Source organism: Halomonas sp. ND22Bw, from assembly GCF_003011945.1.
GTDB classification, from domain to species: Bacteria; Pseudomonadota; Gammaproteobacteria; order Pseudomonadales; family Halomonadaceae; genus Halomonas; species Halomonas halophila.
This window is the reverse complement of record NZ_PXWD01000528.1, coordinates 1-310: the sequence shown is the minus strand read 5'-3', so window position 1 is coordinate 310 and position 310 is coordinate 1. Positions and strand designations below refer to the sequence as shown.

1 protein-coding gene is annotated in these 310 nt (G+C 74.5%); it reads left to right on the top strand.

Features of this window, described 5'->3' with window-relative positions; translation table 11 throughout:
• Positions 1–310 (top strand): hypothetical protein (locus CVH10_RS19230; RefSeq protein ID WP_146143096.1); only part of this gene is annotated, 310 nt, incomplete at both ends.

Sequence of the window (310 nt, the reverse complement as noted above, 5' to 3'; positions counted from 1 at the left end):
TACGCCTTCGAGGGCGCCCGCCTCGAGGGGGCCGAGATCGTCGCGCGCCTCGAAGGCCGCGCCACCGCCCGCCTCGCAGACGCCAAGCTCGTCGTGGACCTGAAGGCCCTCGCGACCTTCGATCCGAAGCTCACCGGCCGCGCCCTCCTCGACGGGCGCCTCACCGGCACCCTGGAGAAGCCGGACCTCAACGCGACGCTCACCGCCTCCGAGGCGCGTGCCCTCGGGCGCCCCGTGCGCGACCTGCGGATCGAGACCGCCGTGAAGGACTTCACGGGCGCCCTCGACGGAACCCTGCGCCTGTCCGGCG